At 61.4% G+C, this 23,599-nt stretch carries 18 protein-coding genes and 1 pseudogene; 6 read left to right on the top strand and 13 right to left on the bottom strand.

Annotated features, from left to right (window positions below; genetic code table 11):
• Positions 1–11 precede the first annotated feature (11 nt).
• Positions 12–1,094 carry a tartrate dehydrogenase gene (locus tag N8H74_RS25715; protein ID WP_217834182.1) on the top strand — a complete coding sequence of 361 codons (1,083 nt, stop codon included), beginning with the start codon at positions 12–14 and terminating at the stop codon, positions 1,092–1,094.
• A gap of 591 nt (positions 1,095–1,685) precedes the next feature.
• On the opposite strand, the gene N8H74_RS25720 is transcribed toward N8H74_RS25715, so the two are convergent.
• Complete coding sequence (locus tag N8H74_RS25720; RefSeq protein WP_262151295.1) at positions 1,686–2,612, bottom strand: glyoxylate/hydroxypyruvate reductase A; 927 nt, start codon at positions 2,610–2,612, stop codon at positions 1,686–1,688.
• 285 nt (positions 2,613–2,897) lie between these two features.
• Here N8H74_RS25720 and gabT point away from each other — a divergent pair, with 285 nt between their 5' ends.
• The 3 genes from gabT to N8H74_RS25735 all read left to right on the top strand — a co-directional run bounded on the left by gabT (position 2,898) and on the right by N8H74_RS25735 (position 5,478).
• Positions 2,898–4,190 (top strand): 4-aminobutyrate--2-oxoglutarate transaminase, encoded by a 1,293-nt coding sequence (gene gabT, locus N8H74_RS25725; RefSeq protein WP_217833455.1) that lies wholly within the window; start codon positions 2,898–2,900, stop codon positions 4,188–4,190.
• Positions 4,191–4,286: 96 nt separating this feature from the next.
• Positions 4,287–4,943, top strand: coding sequence for a 2-haloalkanoic acid dehalogenase (locus N8H74_RS25730; RefSeq protein ID WP_262151298.1), 657 nt, complete (start codon positions 4,287–4,289; stop codon positions 4,941–4,943).
• A gap of 46 nt (positions 4,944–4,989) precedes the next feature.
• Positions 4,990–5,478 carry an Lrp/AsnC family transcriptional regulator gene (locus N8H74_RS25735; RefSeq protein WP_027616181.1) on the top strand — a complete coding sequence of 163 codons (489 nt, stop codon included), beginning with the start codon at positions 4,990–4,992 and terminating at the stop codon, positions 5,476–5,478.
• A 39-nt stretch (positions 5,479–5,517) separates the two neighbouring features.
• Here the strand turns inward: N8H74_RS25735 and N8H74_RS25740 are convergent, their stop codons facing one another.
• From N8H74_RS25740 to N8H74_RS25760, 5 genes are all read right to left on the bottom strand, one after another.
• Complete coding sequence (locus N8H74_RS25740) at positions 5,518–6,981, bottom strand: aldehyde dehydrogenase family protein (RefSeq protein ID WP_262151307.1); 1,464 nt, start codon at positions 6,979–6,981, stop codon at positions 5,518–5,520.
• Positions 6,982–7,158: 177 nt separating this feature from the next.
• Positions 7,159–8,733: an MFS transporter gene (locus tag N8H74_RS25745; protein ID WP_262151309.1), complete on the bottom strand. Its 1,575-nt coding sequence runs from the start codon at positions 8,731–8,733 to the stop codon at positions 7,159–7,161.
• Entirely contained in the window at positions 8,730–9,821 is a 1,092-nt protein-coding gene (locus N8H74_RS25750) for an HlyD family secretion protein (RefSeq protein ID WP_262151311.1), read from the bottom strand. The genes N8H74_RS25745 and N8H74_RS25750 overlap by 4 nt, the downstream gene beginning before the upstream one ends.
• Positions 9,822–9,894: 73 nt before the next feature.
• A complete protein-coding gene (locus tag N8H74_RS25755) occupies positions 9,895–10,308 on the bottom strand; it encodes a cupin domain-containing protein (protein ID WP_217833448.1) in 414 nt (137 codons plus the stop codon).
• Positions 10,309–10,346: 38 nt separating this feature from the next.
• The gene (locus N8H74_RS25760) at positions 10,347–11,111 is read right to left on the bottom strand and encodes an SDR family oxidoreductase (protein ID WP_217833447.1); all 765 of its coding nucleotides are present in this window, start codon (positions 11,109–11,111) and stop codon (positions 10,347–10,349) included.
• Between the two features lie 263 nt (positions 11,112–11,374).
• Here N8H74_RS25760 and N8H74_RS25765 point away from each other — a divergent pair.
• Positions 11,375–12,946, top strand: a pseudogene (locus N8H74_RS25765) (winged helix-turn-helix domain-containing protein).
• A 30-nt stretch (positions 12,947–12,976) separates the two neighbouring features.
• Here N8H74_RS25765 and N8H74_RS25770 read toward each other — a convergent pair.
• The 5 genes from N8H74_RS25770 to N8H74_RS25790 form a co-directional block, all read right to left on the bottom strand.
• A complete protein-coding gene (locus N8H74_RS25770) occupies positions 12,977–14,545 on the bottom strand; it encodes a sensor domain-containing diguanylate cyclase (protein WP_262151312.1) in 1,569 nt (522 codons plus the stop codon).
• Positions 14,546–14,646: 101 nt separating this feature from the next.
• Complete coding sequence (locus N8H74_RS25775; protein WP_262151313.1) at positions 14,647–15,780, bottom strand: lactonase family protein; 1,134 nt, start codon at positions 15,778–15,780, stop codon at positions 14,647–14,649.
• A gap of 294 nt (positions 15,781–16,074) precedes the next feature.
• Positions 16,075–18,510 carry a TonB-dependent receptor gene (locus N8H74_RS25780; RefSeq protein ID WP_262151314.1) on the bottom strand — a complete coding sequence of 812 codons (2,436 nt, stop codon included), beginning with the start codon at positions 18,508–18,510 and terminating at the stop codon, positions 16,075–16,077.
• Positions 18,511–18,611: 101 nt separating this feature from the next.
• Positions 18,612–19,580 (bottom strand): FecR family protein, encoded by a 969-nt coding sequence (locus tag N8H74_RS25785; protein ID WP_262151316.1) that lies wholly within the window; start codon positions 19,578–19,580, stop codon positions 18,612–18,614.
• Positions 19,577–20,083: a sigma-70 family RNA polymerase sigma factor gene (locus N8H74_RS25790; RefSeq protein WP_217833440.1), complete on the bottom strand. Its 507-nt coding sequence runs from the start codon at positions 20,081–20,083 to the stop codon at positions 19,577–19,579. The genes N8H74_RS25785 and N8H74_RS25790 overlap by 4 nt, the downstream gene beginning before the upstream one ends.
• A gap of 221 nt (positions 20,084–20,304) precedes the next feature.
• Between N8H74_RS25790 and ycaC the strand changes: the two genes are divergently transcribed.
• Entirely contained in the window at positions 20,305–20,937 is a 633-nt protein-coding gene (ycaC, locus tag N8H74_RS25795; RefSeq protein WP_217833438.1) for an isochorismate family cysteine hydrolase YcaC, read from the top strand.
• Positions 20,938–21,050: 113 nt separating this feature from the next.
• Here the strand turns inward: ycaC and N8H74_RS25800 are convergent, their stop codons facing one another.
• Together N8H74_RS25800 and N8H74_RS25805 are read right to left on the bottom strand one after the other, a co-directional pair.
• Complete coding sequence (locus N8H74_RS25800; protein ID WP_262151318.1) at positions 21,051–22,115, bottom strand: ornithine cyclodeaminase; 1,065 nt, start codon at positions 22,113–22,115, stop codon at positions 21,051–21,053.
• A 12-nt stretch (positions 22,116–22,127) separates the two neighbouring features.
• Positions 22,128–23,561 (bottom strand): amino acid permease, encoded by a 1,434-nt coding sequence (locus N8H74_RS25805; RefSeq protein ID WP_262151320.1) that lies wholly within the window; start codon positions 23,559–23,561, stop codon positions 22,128–22,130.
• Positions 23,562–23,599: the final 38 nt, after the last annotated feature.

A 23,599-nucleotide genomic window follows, 5' to 3' on the forward strand; every position in this document is an offset into this window, starting at 1 on the left:
AGCCACAACTGATGAGCAAGGTATTCAAGATCGCCGCGATTGCCGGCGATGGCATTGGCAAGGAAGTCTTGCCGGAAGGGCTGCGGGTGCTGGAGCAGGCCGCGAAGAAATGGCAGCTGGATCTGAGCATCGAAGTGCTCGACTGGGCGCACTGCGATTACTACTTGGAACACGGGCAGATGATGCCCGACGACTGGTTCGAACAGCTCAAGGGTTTCGACGCCATCTACTTCGGCGCCGTGGGTTGGCCGGACAAGGTGCCGGATCATATTTCCCTGTGGGGCTCACTGCTCAAGTTCCGCCGCGACTTCGACCAGTACGTGAACATCCGTCCGGTACGGCTGTTCCCCGGCGTGCCGTGCCCGTTGGCCGGACGTGAGCCGGGCGACATCGATTTTGTGGTGATCCGTGAGAACACCGAAGGCGAGTATTCCTCGGTCGGTGGCAAGATGTTCGAGGGCACCGAGCATGAGTTCGTGTTGCAGGAATCGGTGTTCACCCGGCGTGGTGTCGACCGCATTCTCAAGTTCGCCTTCGATCTGGCCCAGACTCGTCCACGCAAGCGCCTGACGGCCGCGACCAAGTCCAACGGGATTTCCATCAGCATGCCCTATTGGGACGAGCGCACCGCGTTGATGGCAGCCCAGTACCCGGAGATCACCTGGGACAAACAGCACATCGACATTTTGTGCGCGCGCTTCGTGCTGCAACCGGATCGGTTTGATGTGGTGGTGGCGTCGAATCTGTTCGGCGACATCCTTTCCGACCTCGGCCCGGCCTGTGCCGGGACCATTGGCATCGCGCCGTCGGCCAACCTTGATCCGCAGCGGCGGTTTCCGTCGTTGTTCGAGCCGGTGCATGGGTCGGCGCCAGATATCTATGGGAAGAACATTGCCAACCCGATTGCGATGATCTGGTCGGGGGCGTTGATGCTCGATTTTCTCGGGGATGGCGATGAGCGCTATCGCGCGGCGCATGACGGGATTTTGCGGGCGATCGAGCGGGTGATTGCCGAGGGGCCGATTACGCCGGATTTGGGGGGGAGGGGGTCTACTCAGGATGTTGGCAGGGCGATTGCCGATTCTCTGAGTTAGCGGTTTGTGTTGGGGCTGGGGCCTTGGCGGCCTTTGGGCCGACCAGGCTCTTGGGGTTTTGGGTGAATATCCGTTGCTTCGGGTGTTGCGGCTGGCGGTTTCGCTTTTACAGCGAGTCCCTTTTGCAAACGCCCAAAAGGAACCAAAACGCTGGGCCCCGGCGTACGGCCCCTCGCTGGGGCTCGGGGTTCCTTCGTTGCGGGATTCATCCGGGGGCATCGCCTACGGTTTGCTTCGCTGCACCTCCTCTCGATGTGTTTGGCTGCGCCAAACGGTCGCTGCGCTCCCACCCCCGGATAAATCCCTCCACTCAGCCTGCCGAAGGGGCCGGCACGGCAAGATCAAAAGCGGTACTCGAGCTAACGCTCATTGTGTTGAGTGGTGAGGGGCGGAGGTGGACGGCTTTTGCTTTTGCTTTTGCTTTTGTGGGAGTGGGCTTGCCCGTGAAGGCGGCCTTCGGGCCGACCGGGTTCTGGCGGGTGTACATATTCTTCACCGCCTCCCCGATCAGTCCCCTCTCCCTCCGGGAGAGGGCTAGGGTGAGGGGCTTTTGCTCTTTTGCTCTGTGGAAGCAAGTTATTGGGATCTGGATCAGTAACCTTTGGCGCGGTCGATCCGGCCGACCATGGGCTCGCGGCGTTCGAATCGTCGGATATTCTCCAGCAACACTTCAAACGCGCTTTCAGGCTGGGTCATCGCCGCGATATGCGGGGTCAGCAGAATCTGCGGGTGACTCCAGAATGGATGGTCCGCCGGGGCCGGTTCTTCTTGCAAAACGTCCAGTACGGCGCCGCTGAGCTGTCCGTTGTCCAATGCCTGCAGCAGGTCACTTTCCACCAGATGCCCACCACGGCCCATGTTGATCAGTGCCGCGCCGCGGGGCAGTTGGCGGAACAGTTCGCGATCAAGAATGCCCTGAGTCTGTTCAGTCAGGGGCAGCACGCACAGCAGGATGTCGCACTGGCTGAGAAACGCCGGCAGTTGCTCGCGCCCGGCAAAGCATTCCACTCCTTCAATATGATGCGCGCTGCGCGCCCAGCCCTTCAGTGCAAAGCCCATGGGTTGCAGGGTGGCGAGAATTTGTTGCGCCTGAGTGCCGAGGCCCATCACACCGACCCGGCGTTTATGCGACGGCTGGAGCAGGTGCGCCTGCCAGCAGCGGGCTATCTGCTGCTGGCGATAACGCAGCATGTCCCGGTGCAGGCTCAGTACGGCAAAACTGGCGTATTCGCACATGCCACGGGTGATGCCCGGATCGAGCAGGCGTACCACTGGAAGACGTTGCGGGATGCGGCCGAGGTCCAGTTGATCGACCCCGGCGGACAAGGCGAACAGCACCTTCAGATTCGGCAGCAATGCTTCAAGATCATCCGGCGCCTGCCATGCGGCGAGGTACTCGATGTCCTCGGGGTTGCCAATATCCGGCCAGGCGCGCCATTCGATATCCGGGGCGTGTTCGGCGAACAGGGTTTTCCACTGTTCGCCGCGCACGGGGTCAGCTTTGTAAAGCAGGGCCATGGTCAATTCCTGGAGGGTTGAAAGTGCTCTCATCATCGCGCAACGCTGGAGCAGGATCTGTTGAAAGCGTCGGATTAAACGGGTCGCACCACGTCGGATAAGCAGGATGGCGGCAGATTCGACGGGGTGAAGGAATCTGCCGTTTGGCAGGGTGAAAACAGTTGATCCGAATTTCTCAGGGGGCAAGTTCGGCGTAGTTCGTTTCGTGCAGGCCTTAATCTGGACACCATCTGCACATACCTCATGCAGTCATTCCGGGCTGCCGCACTCACGATGGGAAATGCCATGAACAGCAAAGTCGACCAAACCCCTCATTTGCTCCGTCAGCGCGATCAATTCGTGCCGCGGGGCCTGGTGACCGCTCATCCGTTGGTGATCGATCGCGCCCAAGGTGCCGAATTGTGGGACGTGGACGGCCAGCGTTACCTGGATTTCGTCGGCGGTATCGGTGTGTTGAACATCGGCCATAACCACCCGAAAGTGGTGGCGGCGGTTCAGGCGCAGTTGCAAAAGGTTTCCCATGCCTGCTTCCAGGTGGTGGCCTACAAGCCTTATCTGGATCTGGCCCAGCGCCTGTGCGAAATGATTGGCGGCAAAGAGTCGTACAAAGCTGCGTTCTTCACCTCCGGTGCCGAGGCCGTGGAGAACGCGGTGAAAATCGCCCGGGCGCACACCAATCGTTCGGCGGTGATCTCCTTCCGTGGCGGTTTCCACGGACGGACCTTGCTCGGCACCACGCTGACCGGCATGAGCCAGCCTTACAAACAGAACTTCGGGCCGTTTGCGCCGGAGGTGTTTCACACGCCGTATCCGAATGCCTATCGCGGCGTCACCAGCGAGATCGCGCTCAAGGCACTGGACGAACTGCTCGCCACTCAGGTCGCGCCGGAGCGGGTCGCGGCGATCATCATCGAGCCGGTGCAGGGCGACGGTGGTTTCCTCGCGGCCCCGGCTGAGTTCCTTCAGGCGCTTCGCGCGCTGACGCACAAGCATGGCATCGTACTGATCCTCGATGAAATCCAGACCGGTTTCGGTCGCACCGGCAAGTGGTTCGGTTTCCAGCATGCGGGCATCCAGCCTGACCTGGTGACCGTGGCCAAGAGCCTGGCCGGTGGCCTGCCGTTGTCCGGTGTGGTCGGCCGGGCCGAGATCATGGATGCGCCATTGCCCGGTGGGCTGGGTGGGACTTACGGCGGCAACGCGTTGTCGTGCGCGGCGGCACTGGCAGTCATCGATGCGTACGAAGAGGAACAGTTGCTGGCGCGCGGTGATGCATTGGGCGAGCGACTGCGCCAGGGGCTGTTGCGCTTGCAGAGTCGCCACCCGCAGATTGGCGACGTGCGTGGCACCGGGTTCATGCTGGCGATCGAGTTGATCAAGAACGACGAGGCGCGCACCCCGGACGCCGACCTGAACCAACGCCTGATCGATGAGGCGCGCAAGGGTGGCCTGCTGGTGATCAAGTGCGGCGTGTACCGCAACGTGCTGCGCTTCCTCGCACCGCTGGTGGCTACCGAGGCACAGGTTGATGAGGCACTGCAGATTCTGCAAGCGGCTCTGGCACGGGTATTGAACTGACGTCCTGAGCGTTCACGGGCGCTGCTGCAAGGCATCGTCCGTGAACCTTTATGGCGCATGGATTGATGGAATGCATCATCGGAGGCTGTGTACATCATGGGGCTGACTGATTATCGAGCGCTGCTCATCGATTGCGATGAAGTCCTGGTCGATCGCGACTCGGGGGTCTGGGCGGCGTTGCAACCGCTGCTCGACAGCCGGGGCGGGCGCCCGGACAAGGAACAGGTGCTGGCCGAATATCGTGAGGTGGTGTGGGCGCTGTATCCGCGCTTCGCTGAGCTAGGCTTCAGTGGATTACTGTGTTTTGCCCACCGCCAATTGGCTGAGCGCTGGGCGTTGAAAGTCAATTGGGAGGAGGGCATGAGTTTCGCCCGCTCGGCGGCTGGCTGGTCGTTGTTCGAGGACGCTCCCGGAGCGATGTTGTACTTGCGCAAGTTCTATCGCCTGCTGGTGACGGGCGATCGGGATGTCGAGGATCGAGGGGGGCTGTGTGAGCGCCTGGGGATTGTCGCGGACGATTTCATCTCGTTGGCCTGCGACCCGCTGCAGGATGTCGACTGGTTGAAGGCAAACGCGCTGGAACCCGCCGAGATCCTTCTGGTGACCCGGCCATCAGCTCGTCGGCAGGCGATTACCGATGTGTGCCTGATCGGTCGCGAACGGGTCAAACAACCGACGCCATGCGCTGCGCACTACTGCATCAACAGCATGGCCGATCTGGTCGCTCAGCATCAGCTGTCATTGCGGCGCTGATTTTGCTAGAAGATTGTCTTACAAAACGGCAGTCACGAGGTACGCAATGGAAGGTTTAGTCAAACTGGACCGCATCGACATCAGCATCCTGGTTGAGCTGCAAAAGGACGGGCGCATGACCAATGTCAGCCTGGCCGATGCCGTAGGGTTATCGGCCAGCCCCTGTCTGCAACGGGTCAAACGGCTGGAGTCGGCCGGCTACATTTCCAGCTACAAGGCGCATTTGAACCTGGCCAAGATTACCGAGTCGGTGACGGTCTTCACCGAAATCACCCTTAGCGACCATAAACGCGAAGATTTCGCCAAATTCGAGTCCAACATCCGCCTTGTCGATGAAGTCCTCGAATGCCATTTGATCAGCGGTGGTTACGACTACCTGGTGCGCTTCATGACCCGCAGTATCCAGCATTACCAGGAAGTGATTGAAAGCCTGCTGGACAAGAACATCGGCATCTCCAAGTACTTCAGCTACATCGTCATCAAATCCCCCGTGCTCAAGGATGGCGTGCCGCTGCGCAAGTTACTGCGGCACTGACCCCTCTGGCGCCGAGTTATCAACTCGGCGCTGTTTCTGCTACACACCAAACCCGACAATAGCCTTGGTTTCCAGGTATTCCTCGAAACCATGAACCCCATATTCACGGCCATTGCCCGAGCGTTTATAGCCACCGAAGGGCGCCATGGGATTCCAGGCGGGGTAGTTCAACAGCACTTGTCCCGAGCGAATGCGAGAAGCAACGGCTCGTGCAAGTTGCAGATCTTGCGACTGCACATGAGCGCCCAGTCCGTAGACCGTATCGTTGGCGATGGTGACTGCTTCATCAATGGAGTCGTAGGCGATGATGCACAGCACCGGGCCGAAGATCTCTTCCTGGGCGATCCGCATGCCTGGGTCGACCTCGGAGAAAACCGTCGGACGAGTGAAGAAGCCAACTTCATGGCCCGCTACGCGCCCCGGTCCGCCGCATACCAGTTTTGCACCTTCGCTCAAACCTGCGTCGATCATCACTTGCACGCGCTTGAATTGCGCTTCGTTGGCAATCGGGCCGAGCACCGTTTCTTCCGATTGCGGATCACCGACGATGATCGCGTTGGCGGTGGCAGCCGCCAGCGCTTCGACCTGCGCCAAGCGGTCGCGGGGAACGATCATGCGCGTCGGCGCGCTGCACGACTGGCCGACGTTGCGAAAGGCCGACATCACGCCCGCAGGCACGGCTTTGGCGAAGTCGGCGTCGGGTAGCAGCAGGTTTGGCGATTTGCCGCCCAGCTCCTGGGTGACCCGCTTGACCGTCGGGGCAGCCGCCTGTGCGACCAACGCACCTGCGCGGTTGGAACCGGTGATTGAAATCATGTCGATATCGGGATGCGCAGCCATCGCGCCACCGACCTCGGGGCCGCTGCCATTGACTAGATTGAATACTCCGGGCGGCAAGCCTGCGTCATGGACAATTTGCGCAAAAAGCAGGGCACTCAAAGGGGATAATTCGCTGGGCTTCAAGACCACCGTGCAACCGGCGGCAATCGCCGGGGCGACTTTCGCGGTGATTTGATAAAGCGGCCAGTTCCACGGGGTAATCAGGCCGCAGACGCCTATCGCTTCACGTTCAATGGCGGTGCTGCCCTCAAGCGTCTGGAAGCGGTAGGTTGACAGAATGTCCCGTGCGACCCGAACGTGTTCAGCCGCCAAGGGGACTTGCATGGCCCGCGCGAAACTGATGGCGGCGCCCATTTCCAGAGAAATGGCCTGAGCCAGGATTTCCTTTCGCTCAAGGATCAGCTCATGGATCTTTCCGAGAATGTGCGCACGCGAAGCCGGGGAGGAAACAGACCAGCCTGCAAATGCGGCACGAGCCGCCGCCACGGCGCGATCAACATCTTGCCCGGACCCGCAGGCAACCTCTGCGACCACGGCCTCGGTGGCCGGATTGATCACGGTTACGCTGGCAGGCATTGCCGGCAAAGACCAACGTCCGTCGATGTAAAACTGTCGGGCTGTTTGCGGATCGACGCAGTCGCTGTTTGAAGATTGTGTGGTCATCCAACTCGCTCCCTGGAGCAGAAATAAGGCGCTGTTAACGGAGATTGCGAGCCGAAGCATCGCCGTGGCGCCTCGTGCAAACCCGGCGCAATTTCCTCTCGTTAAGCTAACAAAACACCCCAGGCTGAATGTGCCGTTATTCCAGTTGGCAAGGGATAATCTGCTGTATCCGGCGAGCTAGCGGTGCATCGATGCAGCCGAGCCTTTCGCATGCCTGGCAAAGGCAATCTTGATCGCCACCAGCATCGGTGCCGCCAGCGCGAACAGCAATGTTACCGCCATGAACGCGCTGTCGAAGGCAATCACGGTCGATTGCCCGGACACCGTGCGCCCCAGCAGATCGATTGCGGCCCGGCCAGCCGTCGCAGTGTCCATGCCTCTGCCCATCAACAATGCGGTTGTGCCGGTCAGCCGTTCGATCAGCGCAGGAGTGCCGGGTGTGACGCCAGTGCCGAGGATCACGGCGTTGGCCGCGTGCCCATGCTCGATGAGGGTCTGTAGCCCGGCCACACCGATCAGCCCGCCCAATTGTCGGCCGGTGTTGAACAGGCCGATGCCGGCCGCCAGGTTGCGGCTGTTGAGTTGAGTGAAGGCGATCAGCGTGATCGACAGAAACAGGAAGCCCAGCCCCAGGCCACGCAAAAGGATGGCGGCCATCATGTCCTGACAGCCGCTTTCGCTGGTCGAGCCGGACAGCATCCACATCGCAATCATGATCATCAGGATGCCAAAGGGCACTGTCGCAAACGGCGCCACTCTGCGTGCCTGCATGAGGTAGGCCGAAATGAGCAGGGCGCCGACAAAACATGCGCCGCTGGGCAACAACAGCAGGCCGGCGTCGGTGAGGGTGAAGCCGAGCACCGACAAGGCAAAGGCCGGAATCAGGTAGGCACTGCCGAACAAGGCGGCGCCGGCGATAAAACTGACGATGAAGGCAAAGGAAAAATCGCTCGAGCTGAACAGGTTGAAATCGAGCAGCCCCCGACCGGTCGTCAACAGTTGCTGGCCAAGAAACCCGAGCAGGGCTGCGCTGCCGATCAGCGTCAGGCAGACAATACGCGGTTCCTCGAACCAGTCCCAGCGCTCGCCCTGGCTGAGTACGTAGGTCAGGCAGAGCAGGGCGGTAGCGCTCAGCGCAGCACCGAGCCAGTCAAAGGGCCGCTGACTGGCCTTGGCGGGTGTCGGGGTGTCGGTGAGTAGCATCAGGCCGCTGGCGGTCAGCGCCAGTGGCACGACGCTGAGAAATATCCAGCGCCAGGACTGGCTGTCGACCAGCCAGCCTTGCAGCGCGGGCGTCAGGGTCGCGGAGGCAACCACCGCGCCGATGGCGAACAGGGCCTGCAGCAGCGGTTGCAGCGTGCGTCGATAGGCCCGAAAAATCAGCATCTGGCCTGCCACCAGCAATGTCCCGCCGGCAAAACCCTGGACGATGCGCAACGAAACCAGCAGCTCGAGACGGGTACTGAAGACCGCCATCGTGCAAGCCAGGCCCATGACCAGGGTGGCGCCGACGATCACCTTGCGTGGGGCGAAGCGGGCCAGCAATCCTGACGCGGTGAGAAAACCGATCATCTTGAAGGCGGTGTAGCCGATGTCCAGCCAGGCAAACTCATCGGGCGTGGCGTAGGTGTCGCCGATGATGTCGTTACGTCCCAGTACCAGCGCGGTGCCGGCAATCGCTTCAGTCAGGCTGGCCAGCAGGATGCCGATCAGCAGCAGGGCGCCGGGACGGGTTCTGCCAGGCCGCTTCATGATCCACCTCCGCGCTCCACCTCAACCCGCGCCGACAGGCCCGGCACGATGCGCCCGGGCAACGGATTGTGGGCCAGGCGGATTTTCACCGGCACCCGCTGCACCACCCGCACGAAGTTGCCCGTGGCGTTGTCGGTGGGCAGCAGGCTGAAGGCCGAGCCGCTGCCGGGGGCGAAACTGTCGACTACGCCTTCAAGGGCGTCGTTGGGGTAGCCGTCGACAGTGATGCGTACCCGTTGGCCGGCATTGATGTGTTCCAGCTGGGTTTCCTTGAAGTTGGCGACAACCCACACATCCTGGACCGGAACGATGTCGAGCAAGGCGACGCCTGGCGTGACGAAACGGCCGACGCGCACCTGGCGGTTACCGACCACACCGTCCACGGGCGCGCGCACCACGGTGCTGTCCAGGTCGATCCGCGCCAGATCGCTGGCGGCCTGGGCCTGCGCCACGGCCGCCAAGGCCGCGCCGCGCTGGGCCAGGAGCACGGCGATGCGCTGCTGTTGCGCCTCGACCGTTGCCGAGGCGGCTTCGACCGCTGCGGAGGCGCGGGTCTGGGCGGCGGCGGTTTCATCGACCAGCGCCTGGCTCACCGCATTGCTGACGATCAGCTTGCGGTTGCGTTCGTGGGTCTTGCTCGCGAGGTTCATCTGCGCCGAGGCTGAACGTCGTTCGGCCTCGGCCTGGCGAATCTGGGCATGTTGCAGTTGAGTCTGGGCATCGACATCGCTCAAGCGTGCCTGGGCCGACTTGAAGTTGGCCTCGGCCTGAGCGAGGCGTGCGCGATAGTCTTGATCGTCGATGCGAAACAACACCTCACCGCGCTGGACTTGCTGGTTATCGCGCACCTCTACAGTGGTGACATAACCGGCCACCTTGGCCGCCAGCGAAGTGACGTCGCCACGCACGTAGGCGTTGTCGGTGGAGATGGTGGCGCCGCCGAACAGCATGAAGTAACCGCCCGTCAGGACCGCGAGAGCACTGGCACAGAGCAGCAGTCCCACTGACTTGCGCTTGCTTTTGCGTGGCGCCGGGGGCGTGGTATCGGCATTTTGATCGCTGGTGACGGTGTACTGGGGCGCGTTCATGTTGAGGGTCCTGCACATGGCCAATACCTCCGGCAGCCGAGGGCCGCCGAAGGTTGACCGGGATGTGGATCGGTTACGGCTTCACGGGCTTGACCAGGTCGGTCTCGCTGCTGTCGAGCACGAACACGGCCATCAGGCGCGCCGGTTCGGTAGCGCTCGCGTTGGCGCTCACGGCATGGAAGTCACCCGGCTGTTCGACGAAGTTTTCCCCGGCCTTGTAGACCTTCTCGGGCGCGTCGCCGACCTTGCTGCGTATCGCGCCCTCAAGCACGGTGGCGTAGATGAAGGCAGATTTCGGATGGAAGTGCGCAGGTGATGCGCCACCAGGCGCATACTCCACGACGACACCTTTCATGGTCTTGCCCGGAACATTGGGCAGGACATGGTCGAACACCACGGTGACCTTGCCCGGTTGCGGCTCGGCGGCCGAGACGCTGGTGATCGACAGGGCCGCGATAGCGGCGGCGATCAGGATTCGGCTGAACATGGCAATACTCCTTCAGATAAGAATCGGGTTTCAGCGCCTCAGCGTTGGGTTGGCGTGGTCGAACGGGCCAGCCAGTCCTCGAAGCGCGTCGGGGCCAGGCGCGGGTTGCTGCCCAGCGGAGTGAGCGACTGGTCGTCGAGCACATCGCCGAAGTAGCGTGCGTGGACGTCCGGGATGACCTTGCGGGTGTCGTGAGTGGCGCGGAAATAGCGCCGGATCAACTCGTCCAGCGGCATGGCTTCAGGGCCGGCCACTTCCAGCGTGCCGTTGGCCGGCGCAGCCAGGACCACATCCGTCAGTGCTGCCGCAACGTCGTCGGAGGCCATGGGCTGGATCAGGGCCGGCGACAGGCGCACTTCATCGCCTTCGGTGGCCGACTGGGCGATGCCGCCGACAAATTCGAAGAACTGAGTGGCCCGCAGCACGGTGTAGGGGATGCTGGACGCCTTGATCAGATTCTCTTGCGCGACTTTGGCGCGGAAGTAGCCATTGGCCGGAAGTCGCTCGCTGCCGACGACCGACAGCGCGACGTGATGGCGAACCCCGGCGGCGGCTTCGGCGGCCAGCAGGTTGCGGGTGGAGGTTTCGAAGAAATCGAGCACCGCCTGGTCTTCCCACGACGGCGCGTTGGAGACATCGACCACCACTTCGGCGCCATCCATCGCCTCGGCCAGGCCTTCGCGGGTGATGCTGTTCACCCCGGTGTTGGGCGATGCGGGGCGGGCGTCATGGCCGCGCTCGCGCAGATTCTTTACAAGTTTCGATCCGATGAGGCCGGTGCCTCCGATAACGACGATCTTCATGGCGTCTCTCCGCTTGCCGACAGCAACCATTGCTGTCGATGTGCCTTGAGCATGCCTCGGACGGCTCGGCAAATCCTTGCGTCGGTCTTGGATTTACCTTGGCGAAATCGTGGATTTGCGTCCAAACGATCCAATCTTGCGTTTGTTGTGTAGACCACTCTCCCGGACCGATGCGGTGGGCCAAGGTCTGCCGTATCATTGAGCGCACAATAAACCGCCCACTCGGACACGGAGTCGGGGCGCCAGAACGGGAACCGGCCACCGTGCAATTCGTGTTTGAAGATTTTGTGCTCGACCAGCAGCGTCGGGAGCTGACCCGGCGCGGGCAAGTCGTGACCATCGGGCCGCAGGTTTTTGACCTGTTGTTGCAACTGGTCAGCAATCACGAGCGGGTGATCAGCAAGGACGAATTGCTGAGTGCGGTATGGAGTGGCCGGATCGTTTCCGAGTCGACCGTCACCAGCCACATCAACGCCGTGCGCAAGGCCATCGGCGACACCGGTGAGCAACAGCGGCTGGTGCGAACCGTGGCGCGCAAGGGCTACCGCTTTGTCGGTGAAATCACTTTGAGTGAAAGCCCGGCGCAGGCTCTTTCGCCACCTGAGCCACTGCCGCCGCCGAACGTCGCGCTGGTTCTGCCCGACAAGCCGTCGATCACCGTCCTCCCTTTCCAGAACCTCAGCGGCGACCCGGAGCAGGACTACTTCGCCGACGGCATGGCCGAAGACATCATCACCGCGTTGTCGCGCCTGCGCTGGCTGTTCGTCATCGCCCGCAACTCCAGTTTCACCTAGAAGGGCAGGGCGGTGGATGCCCGGGGCGTTGGCCAGGAACTGGGCGTGCGTTATGTACTGGAAGGCAGCGTGCGCAAATGCGGCAACAAGGTGCGGATCACCGGCCAGTTGCTCGATGCCAGCTCCGGCACCCACCTGTGGGCCGAGCGCTTCGAAGGCCTGCTGGATGACATTTTCGAGTTGCAGGATCAGGTCACCGAAAGCGTTGTCGGTGCCATTGCTCCGCAGTTGGAGCGGGCGGAAATCGAGCGGGCCAAACGCAAACCCACCGACAGCCTGGATGCCTACGATTACTACCTGCGCGGCACGGCCAAGCTGCACATCGCCACCCGTGATGCCATCGGCGAGTCGCTGGCGCTGTTCTATCGCGCGATCGAACTGGATCCGGAGTTCGCCTCAGCCTACGGCATGGCGGCCTGGTGTCATTTCTGGCGCAAACTCAACGGCTGGATGATCGACCCGCCCCGCGAAGTGGCCGAAGGCGCGCGGCTGGCGCGCCTGGGAGTGGAGCTTGGTCGTGATGACGCGGTGGCGCTGACCCGCTGCGGCCATGCTCTGGCCCATCTGACCGGGGATGTCGACTGTGGAATCGCCTTGCTCGATCGCGCCCGACTGCTCAACCCCAACCTGGCGCCCGCCTGGTATCTGGGCGGTATCCTGCGCGCCTTGCGCGGCGAAACCGATGCGGCCATCGATAACCTCAATCACGCCGTGCGCCTGAGTCCCGTGGACCCGGAAATGTTCCGTATGCAGGTGGGCGTGGCGCTGGCGCATTTCTTCGCCGGCCGCTTTGATCTCTCCACATCCTGGGCGGAAAAAGCCTTGGGCAATCTGCCCAGCCTGCTGCCGGCAGTGGCCTTGTTGGCTGCCGGTCATGCGCTGTGCGGGCGAGAGGACAAAGCAGCGGTGGCCTTGGCCCGTTTGCGGGCGCTGGATCCTGCCATTCGCGTGTCCCGGTTGAAGGGGTGGCTGCCGATCCAGCGGCCCGAGGACTTTGCCCGGCTTGTCGACGGGTTGCGGCTGGCGGGCTTGCCTGAGTAACTGCCAGAGCGCGTCATCCGAGCGGGATACTCACTGCCCCGACTCATCCGCCGAACACCAACGGTTTCTGCCCGACTGCTTGGCCTGATACAGACAGGTATCCGCCGATTTCAGCAAATGGGCCGGCGTCAGCTCGGCATCGACCGGATGCCGTGTGGTGATCCCGGCGCTGGCGGTGACGTAACCCAGTGGATGCCCGGCGTGTTCCAGTTTCAGTGAGCGGATGCCCTGCAAAATGTCTCTGGCGACCTGAATGGCCCCGGCGCTGTCGGTGTTGGGCAGCAGCACCGTGAACTCTTCGCCACCGTAGCGAACGACCAGATCACTTGGGCGTCTGACCGCTTGCTGGACCGCACGGCCGACCGCGTTCAGACAATCATCGCCGGCGGCGTGGCCGTACTGGTCGTTGTAGCGTTTGAAGTAGTCGACATCGAGCATGATCAACGACAGCGCCGACCCCTGGCGCCGGGCCAGACGTATTTCATCGGCCAGCGCATTGTCCAGACGCCGACGATTGCCCAGCCCGGTGAGGCTGTCGGTCAGCGCCATGTCGCGCATGGCCTGATGGGCGTGGCGGATCTCGCGTTCCATCGCGATTCGTTGGCGCAGCTGGTGCAGCACGACGAGGCCGAAACCGGTCATCACCAGGCTGAGGAACACCAGGACGAAGCCGTTTTTCAACAGGTCCTGGCGCCACGGCGCGATGATCGACTCACGGGAAATACCGGCTTCCACCACCAACGGGTAGGTGGAGAGCGCCCGATAGCCATACAGGCGCTCGGTGTCGTCGACCACGGCTTTGACCTCCGCGACGCCTTCGCTGGAGTTGGGCAAGTAGTGTTTGAAGATCTCGCTGCCGGACAGGCTCTTGCCGATCACCGATGCAATGAACGGTCGGCGCACCAGAATCGTGCCGTCACGCTTGGCCAGGACCAGCGCGCCCTTGTCATCGATCCTGAAGTCGCCGTAGTAGTCGACGAAGTAGCTGACCTTGACCGTGCCCAGCAGCACGCCCGCGAACGAGCCGTCGGGGTTGTTCAGGCGACGGGAGATGGGAATGATCAGGTCGTGAGTCGAGCGACTCTCGACCACCTCACCGATGCGCACATGGCGGTCATCGTGAGTGCGGTGGTACTGGAAATAATCGCGGTCGGAGTTGTTGGCGGTCTCCGGCGTGACCTCCTTGTCGGTGACGATCCACTGTCCGTCGGCGCCGTAAATGAACAGGCCATGCAGTTGCGGCATGATTTTCGATTGTTGCACCAGCAGATTGTGGATACGCGGCACGTCGAGGTTCTGCAGGCCGTCACCCTCGACCCGCTCACTCAGCGCTGCAGTCAGCACATCCATCTGGCGAATGGTGTCTTCGGCGTGCTGCGCGGTGGCGCGGGCCAGGTTGGTCACCGAGTCGCGCGCAGAGGCGAACGCCGAACGATAGTCGCGCCAGGTCCGCCAGCTCTCGACCGCCAGAAAGGCAAAAACCACCATCAGCATGAAGCTCACCGTCAGCCGGAATATCGAACCGGCGCGGGCGGCGTTGATGGAAGAGCGTGACGTGACGTTGTCTGTGTCCGGCTCTGATGGGGTGCGTCCGAGCATCAAGGTCTCCTCTGGCGCTGCGATAAAACGAGTGCGTCAGAGGATTATGACAAGACGTGCGCAGAATTGGGCACACAGGCGACTTTTCCTGTCGCCACCATTCACTGCCCGCCGGTTTGCAGGACCTCGATCCACAACGCGCCTTTGCCCGAGGCCGCTTCGGCCACCCGCTTCAACGCACCGTCACTGGCCACTGCGTAGGAGCCAACCTTGTCGCTTTTTTCGCCCGTCACAATCAACCAGTGACCGTTGGGGGAGAGGGCGATGTTGCGGGGCTGTTTCTCTTGAACCGGGTAGTTGTCGAGAAACTTCAGGCTACCGTGGGCCGTATCCACCGCGAACACCGAGACGGAGCTGCTGGTGCGTTCGCTCATGAACAGCAACTTTCCATCTGGCGACATCCGCAGATCAGCCGCCCAGATACGCGGGGTAGGGTCGTCCTTCAAGTCGTTATTGCGTGCGTCGCGCACTTCGCCATGGGCCAGTTTCAAACGCTCGGGAATGCCGTTGGCGACGGCAATCGGGGTCAGGGCACCGCTGTCGGCATTGATTGAAAACGCGCTGACCGTGCCGCTCATTTCGCCGACCACATAGAGAAATTTGCCATCAGGGGAGAAGGCCAGATGCCGAGGCCCGGTGTTGGCCGGGACACTGACATAACCCTCGCCGATCGGAGTGAGCGTACCCGTGCTGGCGTCCAGGCTGTATTGCAGAACCCGGTCAGCACCCAGGTTACCCGCGTAGGCGAATCGATTGCTCGGGTCGGTACGCAACGAGTGTGCGTGCAGACCGGTTTTGTAGGTGCGGATGTCGGTGGAAGGCGTGTCAGCCTTGTCGATGGCCTGCACGCTCAGCAAGTCGGCGCCATAAGAAGCGGCGAGCAGGTAGCGCCCCTGTCTGTCCGTGGACAGGTAGGCCATGCTCTCGGCCAGAGGCGCTTTGGATCGTGGCGTGAGACGCCCGGTCTCGGGATCGATGCTGAAGCTCTGGACCTGAAACGGCTTGACCCGCAGCGCCGCGAACAACACTTTGCCGTCCGGCGAGAGCGCCATTGGATTGACCTGGTCACCCGCGCTGACCTGATTGATCAGGCTCAACGCGCCGTTGCTTTCATCAAGCTGATATTGGGAAATCAATCCGTCGGCCGGGCTGGAGATGTAGGCAAACGTGGCGGCATTCGCGTGCAGGCTGAGTCCGCATGCAATGGCGCAGGCTGCCAGGAGAGTTTTATTCATGAGTAATCCATTATTTTTATGATTGTGGTCAGTCATCCTATGACTTGATTTGAATGGCATCAATGGTTTTTTGCAAGGACAAAACGCATTAAATCAGGAGCCAATCGGAGTTTTCCCGCACGCACCGCCGTTGGGTGAGGGGGAGCTTTGTTGATGGTTTTCTTATGTCATCAGATGACTTGCCGACTTCATGCTCCCCACCATTCGCTACTCGGTGTCGGCGCGTGATAGAAGTCATCCGCTGAAATACAAAAGCCTGCTTTGAAAAGCAGGCTTTTGTCGTTCCGACGGTACTCAGAACGTCGGGGTGTATTTCACGGTGAACATCACATTGCGCGGATCGCCGTAATTGTTGTTGCCATTGAGCTGGTTGTATCCGGCCGTGTAATAGTGCTTGTCGAACAGGTTGTTGGCGTTGAGTGCCAGTCCGATCTCTTTCGTCAGTTGATAGCCGAGGCGGGCGCTCCATACGGTATAGCCCGGCACTTCGAAGGTATGTTCGTAGCCGAGGGTATGAGTTTGGGTCGTGAAGCCCAGGCCGGTGCTGACGCGGTTCCAGTCACCGCTGAACTGATAGTCGCCCCAGACCCGCAGCATGTGCTTGGGCGTCCAGGTGCTGAAGACTTTGCCTTCGTTTTCCGGATCTTTGAGATATTTGGTGGTGTTGTAGGTGTAGCCGGCGAACAATTGCAGTCCTGTCAGGACTTCGCCACTGACCTCCGCTTCAATCCCCTGGCTGCGAACCTTGCCGGCCGCAATCGAGCAGTACCAGCCATCGCAGGCGAACCCTGACGCCAGGTCGTTGAGGGCACGGTTCTTCTGGTCATAACGGAACACCGCCAGGGAGGTGTTGACCCGGCCGTCCAGCAACTCGCCCTTGAGGCCGACTTCGTAGTTGCTGCCGATCACCGGTTTGAGCACGGAGCCGTTGATACCACGCACGGTTTGCGGTTCAAACACATCGGTGTAGCTGGCATACACCGCCCATTCACGGCTCAAGTCATAGATGATGCCGGCGTATGGCGTGACTTCTCCGTTTTCGTCAGCGGTGCTTTCAGGTTCGGCGATGGCGACATTGCTGAAGGCCTGCTGGGTGGCCGATTTGTAGCTGTAGTCATACCAACTGACCCGTGAGCCGAGTACCAGGGTCAGCGGCTCGATCGGCTTGACCCGCCAACTGCCGTAAAGGCCTTTTTGGCGAATCTCGTATTGACTCGGTGTGGCGCGGCCGCCCGGCGTATTGAGCAAGCCTTCATAACTGATTTCGGGACGGTCGTGGTCGATCCCGAAGATCGTGTCGCTGCTGTCGTTGAAGGTGCGGGCGAAGCGGTCGTCAGAGGTGTATCTGGAGTAGTTGCCGCCCAGCATGACTTCCTGCTCCATGGACAGCGCTTCGAAGTGGCCGGTGAGGTTCATGTCCAGACCGAGCTTGGTCGAATCGAAATCCGTCACAAAGTCGGCATATTGCACACCACTGCCATCGGCTTCGATTGCGTCGCCGATGCTTTGCAGGCGCTGGTTTTTTGCCTTGTTGGTTTCAGTCATGCGCACGGCGCCGACCTTGGCCGCCCAATCGTCGTTGAAGCGGTGTTCCAGATCGGTATAAACGGTGGTGACGTCGATGTCCGCATGGTTCCAGCGCGCGCCGGTATAGGTCGAGCGCGGGACATCCAGGGAGCGGCCATCGGCATAGCGTGGCAAGCCGCGAATCATCGGCCGGGACTCGGCATTGGACTGGCTGACGGCTAAGCCAAGCGTTGTGTCGTCGCGCAGATCGAAGTCGAGTGCGCCGTAGAGCGAGTGCGTTTTGCTCCACTCGTAATCGATGAACGAGTGGCTCTGGTCTTCGTCGGCAACGAAGCGACCGCGCACGGTTGCGCTCGTGTTCAGTGGTCCGCCGGCATCCAGTTGCAGGCCGTAATGATCCCAGGAGCCGGCCTTGCCGGTCACGGTTACGGTCGGGGCGTTCTGGCCGCGCTTGCGCACCAGATTGATCGCGCCACCAGGGCTGCCGGTGCCCTGCAGCAGGCCGGATGCGCCGCGCAGGATTTCCATGCGATCGAAGAAGATCAGATCCTGCGTCGCCCAGTTGCCCAGCGCATAGGTGTTGCGTGGGATGGGGACGCCGTCGTACTGCCAGTCATCGATTTGAAAACCACGCGAGGTCAGGATCATGCCTTTGCCGACGCCCTGAACGCCGACCAGCCCGGTGGTCTTGTTCGCGGCGTCCTTGAGGTCGGTGAGGTCTTGGTCATCCATTTGCTTGCGCGTCATTACGGTGACCGACTGCGGGATTTCCTTGAGTGTGTGAGTGCCTTTGCCGATGGTTACTGCTCGCGCGGCGTAGGAGCCTGAACCTTCGGTGGTGGCGCCGAGGCTGCGTTCAACAATGTTGGTGGCGCCCAGTTGCAGGGCCGCGCTGCTGTCGGTGGCCGGCTCTACGCTGAAGTTGCCTTGCCCGGTGACGCGCAGCTGTAAACCGCTGCCTGACAGAGCCTTTTGCATGGCTTGCTCGGCCGGCATCTGGCCAATCACGGCGGGGGCCTGCTTGCCTTGCACCAGCGAGGGCTCCAGCGAAATGATCTGCCCGCTCTGACCGGCGATCGCATTAAGGGTGCCGGCGAGCGGGTCGGCCGGCAGGTTGAAGCTCAAGTCTTGCGCCAGCGCGGCGCTTGACAGGGTCGCCAGGGCAACGGCGGCGGGAAGGGTACGGGGCCACGTGTTGAACACAACATTCTCCTGTTTTTGTGAAAGTGTCAGGAGATAGGTGCGACGAGAAATGAAAACCGGACACAAACGAGATTGATTATCAAAAAAGGAATCTCGCCGGATCATTTTTTGCCAATCAGCGTCAGCCACGGGCTGTAGCGATCCACGCGTATCGGCAACGTTTCGGCCAGGGCGCTCAGGGTGCGCTGAGGATCGTCAAGCGGGAACACGCCCTGGACGCGCAAGCCTCGAACCTCGGGAGCCACGCGCATCAATCCACGGCTGTAAGGACGAAGCGCGTCGACCACTTGCTCAAGGGACTCGTCCAGCACATTCAACTGCCCGTTCAGCCAGGCGGCGCGCCGACGTTCATCGCCGCTGGCGAGGGTGATTCTGCGCGAGGACAGCACCGCCGCCTGACCTTCCTGGATGATTTGCGTCGTACCGTCGAACAAGCGGGCCTCGACCGAGTGCTGCAATACCACCAGGCGGCTGGCGTCCTGCACTTGGGTGACGAGGAAACGGGTTCCCAGGGCGCGCATTTCGCCTTCAGCCGTGCGCACCACCAGTGGCCGGCGAGAATCGGGCGCCACGTCGATCACCAGTTCGCCGCGCCGCAGGATGATCACCCGTTGTGTGTCGTTGAAGAGCAGATCCACCGCGCTTTCAGCGTTCAGGCTCAGGCGGCTGCCGTCGACCAGATTGAAGCTCTGGCGCTGACCGCGCCCGGTGTGCAGGTCCGCCAGCAGCGCTTCACCCAACTGACTTTTTGCGCCGAGCCACAGACTGGTGCCGAACAGACCGAGGCCGGCAATCACGCGCAGGGCATCGCGGCGCGAAGCCTGCGGTTGCAATAACACCTGCCGGGCCTCGCTGGCCTGGCCGGGCAAGCGTCGATCCAGCGCGCGCACCGTGTTGAACGAGCCACCGAGACGATCCTGCAGGGTCGCCCAGGCCTGGCTGTGCGCACGATCCATCGCCAACCATGCGTTGAAGCGCTCCTGCAGCGCGGGATCAGGCGTGCCGGCGCGAAGCTTTACCATCCAGTCGATGGCTTGCTCGCTGACGGGATCAAGGCGCGGCTTGCTCATGGCGCCACCTCGCACAGCAGGCACTGGCGCAAAGCCTGTTTCATGTAACGACTGACGGTGCGTTCCGAAAGCTCCAGCTTCTGCGCGATGGCTACGTAGCTCAGACCATCCAGCTGGCTGTAGAGGAAGGTGGCCTTGACGATCATCGGCAAGCCGTCGAGCGCTCGGTCGATGGCCACCAGTGCTTCGATCAGTTGCAGCTGTTCTTCGGGGGAGGGGGCCAAGGCCTCGGGCAGAACGGACAAACGTTCGAGGTAGGCCAGTTCCAGCTTGCGTCGGCGAAAACGGTCAAACATCAGTCGGCGGGCAATGGTCGACAGGTAAGCCCGGGGTTGGTCGATGCTGTCCGGATCGACGCGAGCGACCAGCAATTGGCAAAACGTATCGGCGGCAGTGTCCTCGGCGTCCGCGTGATTGCGCAGCTCCCGATTGATGTGCTGCAGCAGCCATCGGTGATGATCGCTGAAGAAGAATCCCAGCTTGCTGGACGGAGGATATTGCACTGGTGGGCTTTCCAGATGTTAGTGAGAATCTCTCTCAATACTACCTGCGCGGTGAGAGCCAGTGCAACGCTCTCTGAAAGCCTTGGATGCAGATTCTTGATTGTCCCTTTTTAGTTGACGGTGAAACGCTTTTCAGCCGATTTATCTCGCTCGGACGTGTCAGTAATCTGTGCCCATCTTGAACGCAACAACAACTCCAACGACTGAAAAGGGATTCAAACATGAGCACTCCAACTTACAACCGCCTGAACAAAGACGACGCCGTAGTTCTGCTGGTCGACCACCAGACCGGTTTGATTTCCCTGGTTCAGGACTTCTCCCCGAACGAGTTCAAGAACAACGTCCTGGCCCTAGCCGATCTGGCGAAGTTCTTCGAGTTGCCGACCATACTCACCACCAGTTTCGAACAAGGCCCGAACGGCCCGCTGGTCCCGGAACTGAAAGAGATGTTCCCCGACGCGCCGTACATTGCCCGTCCAGGCCAGATCAACGCCTGGGACAACGAAGACTTCGTCAAGGCGATCAAGGCCACCGGTCGCAAGCAGATCATCATTGCCGGTGTGGTGACTGACGTCTGTGTCGCGTTCCCGACACTGTCGGCACTGGCAGAAGGATTCGACGTGTTCGTGGTGACCGATGCCTCTGGCACCTTCAACACCACCGTCCAGCAAGCCGCGTGGAACCGCATGACCCAGGCCGGCGCACAAATGATGAACTGGTTCTCGGTGGCCTGTGAGCTGCACCGCGACTGGCGCAACGACATCGAAGGCCTGGGCAACCTGCTGTCGCAGCGCATCCCGAACTACCGCAACCTGATGAACAGCTACTCGGCACTGACCGCGCAACAGAAATAAGCCGATGCGGATGCACGAAGGCCTGCCCTGAAAAGCAGGCTTTTGTGTTGTGTGGCGAAAAAAAGCCCGCCATCAGGCGGGCAAAGTTGTTGCCAGGTCAAGTCAGCCTGCCTTCAGGCGATGCGCCGTACCGGTCTGCGGGCTTTGCCGGAGCGGGTGTAGCGGAAGAGGTCTTTGGGGTCGTTGTCATCGCTGCTTTCACCCCATGGCACCAGCTCGATGCCGATGCCCAGATTGCGCGCTTCGGCCTGTTCGTTGATGTAGCGCAAGACCGAGTAGTCCTCCAGCGCAAAGCCCACCGAATCAAAAATGGTCACCTGTTCGTCGCTCACGCGGCCCTCGACCTGGCCCGCCAGTACCCGCCACAGATCGACCACCGGGAAGTCTGACGGCATCTGCTGGATATCGCCTTCGATCCGGGTCTGCGGCTCGTATTCAACGAACACCGTGCCGGCCTTCAGCACATCGGCGTGCAGTTCGGTTTTGCCCGGGCAGTCGCCGCCGACACCGTTGATGTGCATGCCGGGTTCAAGCATGTCGGGCGTGATGATGGTCGCGTAAGCCTTGTCTGCCGTGACGGTGGTGACGATATCGGCGCCTCGCACGGCTTCGGCGGTGGACGATGCGCGGATCACTTTCAGCGATGGACAGTCGGCCAGGTTGCGCATGAGCTTTTCCGTGGCATGCGGGTCGACGTCGTAGACCACAATTTCTTCGATGCCCAGATGGAAGTGAAACGCCAGTGCCTGGAATTCGCTTTGCGCGCCATTACCGATGAGCGCCATGCGCCGAGCGTTCGGCCGGGCCAGTGCACGCGCCGCCATCAGCGAAGTGGCGCAGGTTCGCAATGCCGTGGCGACGGTCAGCTCGGAGAGCAGCAGGGGATAGCCGCTCTCGACGTCAGCCAGAACGCCGAACGCCATCACCGTGTACAGCCCGCGAAGGGTGTTGCTCGGGTGGCCGTTGACGTATTTGAAGGCATAGCGTTTGGCGTTGGAGACCGGCATCAGCTCGATGACGCCGATGTCGGAGTGGTTTGCCACCCGTGCCGATTTGTCGAAATCGGGCCAACGCTTGAAGTCATCGCGGATCGCGTCGGCAAGATCGCCGATGAATCGCGCGATACCGATGTCCTCCACCAGTCGGGACATGGTCGGGACGTCTACAAAACGGGTCATGGGTAATCTCCATTAGTTTCCGGAAGGAATGTGGGCGGCAACGGACGGCGACGCCTTGCTGCGGCCATAGGCGAACAGCAGGAAAATGAACCACAGCGGCATGAAGTAGAGCGCCAGCCGGGTGTCCTCCCTGAGTGCGAGCAGGCACAGCACGAACAGCAGAAAGACCAGGGTGATGGCCGCCATCGGCACGCCGCCAGGCGATTTGAAAGCGGACTTCTGGTGCGCGGCAGGGGCTTTTTTCCGGTAAGCGATGTAGGACGCCAGAATCATCGACCAGGTGAAAATGACCAGGATGGCCGAGATGGTCGATATCAGCGTAAAGACCGTCATGACTTCGGGCATCACGAACAGCAGTGTCACGCCCGCGAGCATGCACAGACCCGAGAACAACAGGCTGTAGACCGGCACGCTCAGCGATGACAACTTGCCGAAGATCGCCGGCGCCAGATTTCGCTCGGCCAGGCCGAACAGCATCCGGCACCCGGAGTACACGCCGCTGTTGGCGGACGACGCGGCGGAGGTGAGGACGACGAAGTTGATCATGCCGGCAGCGGCCGGAAAACCCGCCAGCAGGAACAGCTCGACGAAGGGGCTGCGGTTGGCCGGCACGTCCGCCCACGACACCACGCTGATGATGCAGACCAGCGCGAGGATGTAGAACAGCAGGATGCGCGCCGGAATGGTGTTGATGGCTTTCGGAAGAGTACGGTGCGGGTTCTTGGCCTCGGCGGCGGTGGTGCCGATCAGTTCGGTGCCGGCGAAGGAAAAAACTGCGATCTGGAAGCCGGCGAAGAAGCCGCTGATGCCGTGGGGGAAGATCGATCCCGCCTCGATCATGTGCGAGAACGAAGCCACCGTGCCGTTCGGCGAGGTGAAGGACGTCGCAATCATGATCAGCGCGGTCACGATCAGCAGGACAATCGCCACGATCTTGATGATCGCGAACCAGAACTCGACCTCACCGAAAATCCGCACCGCGAGCATGTTCAGCCCCAGCAGCAGGAACATGCTGAAGATGGCGGGCATCCAGGCCGGTACGTCCGGGAACCAGTACTGGAAGAACCCCGCCACCACGACCACATCGCCGACCACCGCGACGCTCCAGCTCAGCCAGTACGACCAACTGAGTACGAACCCGGCGCGCGGCCCCAGGTAAGTCGCGACGATGTCGGCGAAAGACTTGAACTGAAGGTTGGACAGCAGCAGCTCGCCCATGGCCCGCATGACGAAGAACAGGAAGAATCCGAGGATCGCGTAGACCAGCACGATTGAAGTGCCGGCCAGGGCGATGACTTTCCCGGAGCCCATGAACAGCCCGGTGCCGATCGCACCGCCAATGGCGATCAACTGGATATGGCGATTCTCCAGTGTGCGCTGAAGATGCCCGTTATGAGGGGGGCCGATGTCCTGATGTACATCGGCAGTGTGGGAGTGTTTTTCCATGATCGACCTCTTATTTTTGTTTGAGCAAGGCTTCGAAC

This window comes from Pseudomonas sp. B2M1-30, from assembly GCF_025447575.1.
In the GTDB taxonomy this organism is placed as follows: domain Bacteria; phylum Pseudomonadota; class Gammaproteobacteria; order Pseudomonadales; family Pseudomonadaceae; genus Aquipseudomonas; species Aquipseudomonas botevensis.